This window comes from Thioalkalivibrio sp., from assembly GCF_041685615.1.
GTDB lineage: Bacteria > Pseudomonadota > Gammaproteobacteria > Ectothiorhodospirales > Ectothiorhodospiraceae > Thioalkalivibrio.
The window spans coordinates 1-7,055 of sequence record NZ_JAWLFK010000067.1 but is presented as its reverse complement, the minus strand read 5'-3'; the positions used below and the strand labels follow the sequence as shown (position 1 = coordinate 7,055).

The following is a 7,055-nucleotide window of genomic DNA, read 5'->3' as shown; positions in this document are numbered from 1 at the left end:
CCACGCGTGCTGGTGCACGACCCGACGGCCGGGTTCGTCCTGCTCGAGGATCTGGGCGACCGGACCTTTACCCGGGCCCTTGCCGAAGGGGCCGGAGAAGGCGCGCTGTACGATCGCGCCATCGACGCCCTGGTCCAGCTCCACCGTGCCTGGCCGCAACAGGCCGCTAAAGCGCCGGCCCTGCCCGCCTACGACACCCCGCGCCTGCTCGACGAGGCCGCCCTGTTCGCTGACTGGTACTGGCCGGAACATCGCGGCACCCCGATGGAACCGACGCAGCGCGCCGCGTTCCTGGAAGCCTGGCGCGAGACCCTCGAAGGCCTCCCCGCCCTGGACGACACACTGGTGCTGCGCGACTTCCACGTCGACAACCTGATGCTGCCACCCGGCGAGGACCGCAGCTGCGCCGTGCTGGACTTTCAGGACGCGGTGATCGGCAGCCCGGCCTACGACGTCGTCTCCCTGCTGGAGGATGCCCGCCGCGAGGTGTCGCCGGCCACGGTGGAGCGTGGACTGGACCGCTACTTCGCGGGAACCTCCCGGGACCGCGTGGCCTTCACGCGCCATTACCGAGTCCTCGGTGTCCAGCGCACCATCAAGATCCTCGGCATCTTCGTGCGCCTGGCCCGGCGCGACGCCAAGCCCCGTTACCTGGAGCACCTGCCCCGCCTGCACCGGCTGCTGGCGGAGGGGCTGACGCATGCGGACCTGGAGCCGGTCGCCGCCTGGTTTGGCCACCACATGCCCGAACGGCTGCAGGAGGATTAGGCGATGCGCGCAATGATCCTGGCCGCGGGACGCGGCGAACGCATGCGGCCGCTGACCGATCAGTGCCCGAAACCCCTGCTCCCGGCCGGCGGACGGCCGCTGATTGGCTACACGCTCGACCGTCTCGCCGCCGCGGGATATCAGGAGGTCGTCATCAATCTGGCCCACCTGGGCGACCAGATTCGCTCGGCGCTGGGCGAGGAGCAGTCGGGGCTGACCCTGCGTTACTCGCCGGAACCCCCGGGCGCACTGGAGACCGCGGGCGGCATCCGCCAGGCGCTGGCACTGCTGGGGGACGAGCCGTTCCTGGTCGTCAACGGCGATGTCTGGTGTGACCATCCACTGACGCCGCCGGCGACCATGGAAGCGGGCGCCGAGCGGCCGCTCGCGCATATCGTGCTGGTCGCCAACCCCATCCATCACGCACAAGGCGACTTCGTCCTGGACGGGGAGCGTGTCCGGCTGGAAGGCGGCGACCCGCTTACCTTCAGCGGCATCGGCTGGTACGACCCGGCCCTGTTCCGGGATCTGCCGTCAGGCCGCCACGCCCTGGGCCCCCTGCTGCGCCAGGCGATCGAGGCCGGCCGGGTCACGGGCGAGCGCTACAGCGGGGACTGGCGCGATATCGGCACCCCGGAGCGCCTGGCGGCGCTGGACACGGAACTCGGGGGAGGCTAACCCGTCGGGGCACGTGCCTACCCCTTGGCGGGCGCCTCGTTCAGGGCTTGATATAAGTATATCCGGCGCGTTGCAGACGGGTCAGCTCGGCGAGACCACTGGGTACGACGTCCTTCTCCGCGACCTCGTGCAGATCCTCGCGCTCGAGCCCGCGCGATTCCATTGTGTTGCCGCACACCAGGAACCGTACGTCCTGCAGCCTCAGCGTGTTCACGGTGCTACGGAGATCCGGGTCCGTGCGCGCGTGCTGCAGCAGACTGATCCCACTGCCGTGGGTGAGCACCTTGATCTCCAGGGGGGCACCCGCCGGAGTCCCGTCGATGTGATTCTGCAGGTTGCGCAGGGCGTTCAGGTGCAGCTCCGGGTCATCCGTATTGATGTGATAGACCACCCGCAGCGGCTCGTCGGCCGCCGGGGCCTCGGCGACCGTACCGAACAACAACGCCGTTGCAGCGCCGGCCGCCAGCATCAACAAGAACGCCCCGACCAGAAGGTGCCAGCCGGGGCGCAATGCTCGTGTACCGCGGTTCATGGGGGCTCCGGCCGCACCGGATCAGACCTTGATGTAGATCCAGCCTTCGGCCTGACGGCGCGCCGCCTCGGCCACGCCGGAGTCGATCAGTTCGGCTTGCGGCAGGATATCCACGCTCCGGCCCTCCTCGCGTGCCAGCCGGTTCAGGGTCTGGGCGCAGGCAGTAAAACGCAGCGTGGGATAGTCCTGCGCCATGCTGGCGACACGCTCCGGATACGGGGCGCTGTCCGCCCGCAGCAGGTCCATCGCGTTGTTGTGCACCACCACCTGCACGTCCAGATCGCGCCCCACCGAGGCCGCTTCGCGGTACATGCTCTCGATGTCGTCCAGCAACTCGGCCATCGCACGCTTGTCGCCCTCGTTGATATGCAGCAGGACCTGGTCGGTCTTGGTCGCCGAAAACACCTGCTGCGGGGCCGCCGCGCCACCGGGGGCCTCATCACTCGCAGCTACTTGCGCCAGGGCACCGGCATCCTGTCCCGTGGCGGCCGAATGGTTGTCCCCGAAGAAACCGGCATCACGGGTAACCTCGTACCCGCCCAGCGAACCCACGACCAGCGCGAGCACCCCGGCCGCCACCGACGGGAACCAGGCCGAACGGCCACCGCGCGACAGGCGACAACGCCCACCAGAGGCGCGCCCGGCCGGCACGTCCTCGTAGGCCATGTTGACCAGTTCCTTGAGCTGGTGCATGTCACAGACCTCGCGGCTCAGGTGCTCACTGGAGGCGATCGTCTTGAGTGTGTACAGACGGTCCTCCGGCGAGAATTCACCATCCACGAAGGCGTTGAGAATCTCCTCGCTGGGCCGGTTCTTCGCACTCAGTCGTTCATTCGACATGCCGATTCCTCACTACCTTGAGATAGGGTGTATCGGCCGCTGTCCCCGTGTCGGCCTGCTGCTCCAGCAGCACCTTCTTCAGCTGCGCCCGAGCCCGGCTCAGGCGACTCATCACGGTGCCGATCGGTACGTCCAGCACCTCCGAGACCTCGGAGTAGGCAAAGCCCTCCAGGTCCACCAGCGCGACCACCTGACGGTGATCGGTACTCAGTTGGGCCATGGCCCGGTGGACATCCGCGACCATGCGATTGCGCTCGGTCTGCTGCTCCGGACAGTCCTCGCAGGGCAGCTCCATGCTGTCCACGTCCACCGTATCCTTCTGCCGCCGTCCCCAGTCGCGGTAGCAGTTGGTCATGATGCGGAACACCCAGGCCTTCAGGGCGCCCTCGTCCTGCAACGACTTCAGCCGGGTCAGGGCCTTCATCATTGCCTCCTGCACCAGGTCGTCCGCCAGCGCGGCATCGTGACACCACGCAAACGCCATGCGGTACATCTGGGGCCGCAAGTCGCATACCTTCTGGCGCAGCCTGCGCTGCGCGAACCAGGTTGCCATGTTGTGTTTCCTCCATCCGCAGGCCGTACGTGCGACCTTGCTTGTTCTTGTACCCTGTAGGACGCTACCGGGCGCGGGGCTATTCCGGTGTCCCGGCCTTGCGACCGCACAAACCGCGCACCCCGATCCGCCGATCAGGATACCCAATGCCATTTGATCCGCAACAACTGGAGCGCTCGTTTGCGTTCGACCCCGACACCGTCCGGGACCTGCGCGAACGCTGGGCACGCCTGATCACCGGCGCCGTCTGGGGCGAGCTCAAGACCGGCACCATCGGGGCGGTTCCCCGCCTGCGCAAGCGCCTGCTGGAACTGGGCGAGAACCTGCGATCAATGCTGTCCGACCGCGCCTGGATCCCGCACGAGCGGGAACGCGTGAAGGGTGCCATGGCCGCCAGCCTCAACCTGCGCGACAGCCTCCAGCAGACGGACCGCGCCGCCAAGCTGCTGAACGGCGGCGCGGATTTCGAAACCTTTGAGGCCGACTACCTCGCCTTCCGCAAGGTCCTGCTCGCCTTCATCGAGCACCACGAGCAAATCTGGGGCGATCTTCTGGAGAGTCTGTACGACGAGACATCGGACGCCGACCAGCAGGACGAGGACTAGTGGCCCGGCAACGTGATCATTGCCGGTTCGGCGGGCCGGTCAATATTCCGGCGGGGGCGCGAATTGCAGGAAATGGCGCAGTCCTTTACAAGGATCGGAACACGGCCATGGGCGGTGACAGACCAATCCTTCGGGCGTTTCTGTGGCGCCCCGCTGCGGCATTGCGGTGTCTGACAGGAGCTCCGGCCGTTGCCGGCGCGCCACGTCTGGCAGCGAAACGCCCCGGGAATGCTGCGCCCGTAACGATCATGCTGAAGGACCACTAGCCTTGGGCCGCGACATCCGCGAGGAGCACTTTGGCGCGGCAGATTTCGACCGCTTCCACCAGAAGCTCGCCGAGGAGACGGCTCGCCTGCTGGAATGGCTGCGGACGCGGCCGACCGAGCACCCCGCGCCACCGCCGCGGCTCGGCTTCGAGATCGAAGCCTGGCTGTGCGATACCCATGGCCGTCCGCTTCCCGTCAACGACGCCTTCCTCGTGGCCATGGACAGCCCACTGGCCACCCTGGAGCTGGCGCAATTCAATGTCGAGCTGAACAGTAGCGTCTTCCGCGCCGGTCCCGGCTGCTTCGGCGCCATCCTCGACGAGTTGCGCGAGACCCTGCGCCAGGCACGCCGGGCCGCGCGCCACGCCGGGGCCGAACTGCTGATGGCCGGCAGCCTGCCGACCCTGGACCCGGCCGATCTCGGGCTGCATCACATGTCACGCCAGGCCCGCTACCGCGCGCTGAACAGCGCGATCCTGGAACAGCGCGCCCAACGCCCGCTGGAGGTAGACATTGTCGGGCACGAGCACCTGCATCACTGCCACACGGATGTGATGCTGGAGGCCGCGGCGACCTCCTTCCAAGTTCATATCGAGACCCGGCCCGACGTCGCCCACCGAGCCTACAACGCCTCGCTGGTCGCGGCTGCACCGGTCCTGGCCGCTGCCGGCAACACACCCTACATCTTCGGCCACGACCTGTGGGCCGAGAGCCGCATCCCGCTGTTCGAACAATCCGTGGAGGTGGGCGGGTTCGCCGACTCGGCGCGTGGACCGATCCGCCGCGTGACCTTCGGTACCGGGTATCTGCATGCCTCCATCGGCGAGCTGTTCACCGAGAACCTTCAGCACTTCCCGGTACTGCTGCCGGTGGCCCTCGACGAGCCGGCCGACCAGCTGGCCCACCTCGCCTTCCACAACGGAACCATCTGGCGCTGGACCCGCCCGATCGTCGGCTGCGACGCCGATGGCCACCGCAGCCTGCGCCTGGAATTCCGCTGCCTGCCGGCGGGTCCGTCGCTGATCGACATGCTTGCCAACACGGCCTTTGCGCTGGGTCTGATCGAATACCTGGTGGCCGAATCGCCGGAGGGGACCCTCGACACCCCGTTTTCCGAGGCCCGCGACAACTTCTACAATGCAGCCCGGAAAGGCTTGAACGCCCGCATGCGCTGGGGCCATCGAGATCCCGTCCCGGCACCACGCCTGATTACGCGCGACCTGCTGCCCCGCGCGGCCGAGGGCCTGGAACACCTGGGCATTGACTCCGGCGAACGCGATGGCCTGCTCGGCATCATCGCCGCGCGCGTGGCCAGCGGCCAGACCGGCACGCGCTGGCAACGCGACTGGGTCGCACGTCACGGTCGCAACTGGCCCGGGCTGGTCCGGGCCTATCGCGGCTGGCAAAACACCGGCGCGCCGGTCCACACCTGGGGCCTTTGAGGAAACCCGTGACCCACATAATCAACGAACACTTCGAACTGCCCGACGGCTTCCTCGAGGCCACGCCCGAGACCCTGCACCAGTGCGTGCCCGGCCCGGCCCTGATCCACCTGGAGGGCCAGCGCGAGCCCGCCGTGGCCGTGGTCCTGCTGCTGCACGGCAACGAGCCGGTGGGTCTGCACGCGGTGCAGCAACTCCTGCGCCACTACACGGGGCGCCCACTGCCGCGCTCACTGACCCTGGTCGTGGGCAACCCGCAGGCGGCGGCCCTGAACCAGCGCCACCTGGACGACCAGCCGGACTTCAACCGCATCTGGCCCGGAACCGAACAAGGCGGTTCGCGCGAAGCCGATGTCTTTGCCGAGCTGTGCCGGCGCCTGGAGAGCCGCGGGCTGTTCGCCGCGATTGACCTGCACAACAACACCGGACGCAATCCCCACTACGCCTGCATTAACCGTCTGGATGCGCCGTTTCTGAACCTCGCCGCACTGTTCGGACGCACGGTGGTCTACTTCACCCGGCCGCGCGGCGTCGCCTCCATGGCGCTGGCGCGCATCGCACCGGCCGTCACACTGGAGTGCGGCCACCCGGGGGACACGGCCGGCGTGGACCACGCGCGCGAGATGATCGACGCGGTTCTGCACCTGGACCATTTCGCCCCGGAGCCGCCACGCGAGGGGGCCATCGAGATCTTCCATACCGTGGCCCAGATCCGGGTCCGGCCGGGGCTGCAAGTCGGGCTGGAGACACAGCACGACATCCGCCTGGAACCCGACTTGGACGGCCTGAACTTCCAACTGTTACCCGCTGGATCGCGCCTGGTGAACGTGCGCGAGGATGCCGACGAGCCGCTCGTCGCGATCGCCGAGGATGGTTCGGATGTCACCGGAGAGTACCTGGAGCGCGCCGGGCGTGAGGTTCGGCTGAAACGCCAGGCGATGCCGTCCATGCTCACGCTCGACACCCGCGTGATCGCCCAGGACTGCCTGTGCTACCTGATGGAACCGTTGACGCCCTGATCACCGCACGGGCCGCAAAGCGCCCGTAATGACCCGAGTCAGGGTCAGGCGTCGCGCTCGACGCGCTCGAGGACCTGGGCGACGTGATCGCCCTTGCGGTAGTTCGGGAGGTCGCGCTGCATGTCGGCCAGCGCCTCTTCGCGGGCCTGCTCGCTGTCGTACCAGCGATAGGATTCCCAGTCCGGCCCCAGCAGGTGCGGCATGGCCATGGTGCTGCCTTCCGGCAGGCGGATGCGGATTCCGTAGCGTTTCATGGATTCGTCCGAGGTTGCTTCCTTGAGGGGTCGCCCGCATGCACGCACACGACCCGGCGCGCAGTCTATCCGAGCCCCTGCAGACCGGCAATACAGGC

9 protein-coding genes are annotated in these 7,055 nt (G+C 67.9%); 5 read left to right on the top strand and 4 right to left on the bottom strand.

The annotated features are described in order from the left end of the window. Both ACESLR_RS10895 and murU read left to right on the top strand, forming a co-directional pair. A partial coding sequence (locus ACESLR_RS10895) for an aminoglycoside phosphotransferase family protein (RefSeq protein WP_373067359.1) occupies positions 1-768 on the top strand: 768 nt, incomplete at its 5' end. A gap of 3 nt (positions 769-771) precedes the next feature. Further along, the gene (gene murU, locus ACESLR_RS10890; RefSeq protein ID WP_373025328.1) at positions 772-1,446 is read left to right on the top strand and encodes an N-acetylmuramate alpha-1-phosphate uridylyltransferase MurU; all 675 of its coding nucleotides are present in this window, start codon (positions 772-774) and stop codon (positions 1,444-1,446) included. Positions 1,447-1,486: 40 nt separating this feature from the next. On the opposite strand, the gene ACESLR_RS10885 is transcribed toward murU, so the two are convergent. The 3 genes from ACESLR_RS10885 to ACESLR_RS10875 are packed head-to-tail and all read right to left on the bottom strand — an operon-like array spanning position 1,487 to position 3,371. After that, positions 1,487-1,978, bottom strand: a complete 492-nt coding sequence (locus ACESLR_RS10885; protein WP_373025329.1) for a DsrE family protein — start codon at positions 1,976-1,978, stop codon at positions 1,487-1,489. A 21-nt stretch (positions 1,979-1,999) separates the two neighbouring features. Further along, positions 2,000-2,818 (bottom strand): hypothetical protein, encoded by an 819-nt coding sequence (locus ACESLR_RS10880; protein WP_373025330.1) that lies wholly within the window; start codon positions 2,816-2,818, stop codon positions 2,000-2,002. After that, complete coding sequence (locus tag ACESLR_RS10875) at positions 2,808-3,371, bottom strand: RNA polymerase sigma factor (protein ID WP_373025331.1); 564 nt, start codon at positions 3,369-3,371, stop codon at positions 2,808-2,810. Before ACESLR_RS10875 ends, ACESLR_RS10880 begins: the two co-directional genes overlap by 11 nt. A 146-nt stretch (positions 3,372-3,517) precedes the next feature. Here ACESLR_RS10875 and ACESLR_RS10870 point away from each other — a divergent pair, with 146 nt between their 5' ends. From ACESLR_RS10870 to ACESLR_RS10860, 3 genes are all read left to right on the top strand, one after another. Beyond that, positions 3,518-3,976: a hypothetical protein gene (locus ACESLR_RS10870; RefSeq protein WP_373025332.1), complete on the top strand. Its 459-nt coding sequence runs from the start codon at positions 3,518-3,520 to the stop codon at positions 3,974-3,976. A 268-nt stretch (positions 3,977-4,244) separates the two neighbouring features. After that, on the top strand, positions 4,245-5,684 hold the full coding sequence (locus tag ACESLR_RS10865) for a glutamate-cysteine ligase family protein (protein ID WP_373025333.1): 1,440 nt from the start codon (positions 4,245-4,247) through the stop codon (positions 5,682-5,684). An 8-nt stretch (positions 5,685-5,692) separates the two neighbouring features. Next, positions 5,693-6,703 carry a M14 family metallopeptidase gene (locus ACESLR_RS10860; RefSeq protein ID WP_373025334.1) on the top strand — a complete coding sequence of 337 codons (1,011 nt, stop codon included), beginning with the start codon at positions 5,693-5,695 and terminating at the stop codon, positions 6,701-6,703. A gap of 44 nt (positions 6,704-6,747) precedes the next feature. On the opposite strand, the gene ACESLR_RS10855 is transcribed toward ACESLR_RS10860, so the two are convergent. Beyond that, entirely contained in the window at positions 6,748-6,957 is a 210-nt protein-coding gene (locus ACESLR_RS10855; protein WP_024327581.1) for a hypothetical protein, read from the bottom strand. Positions 6,958-7,055: the final 98 nt, after the last annotated feature.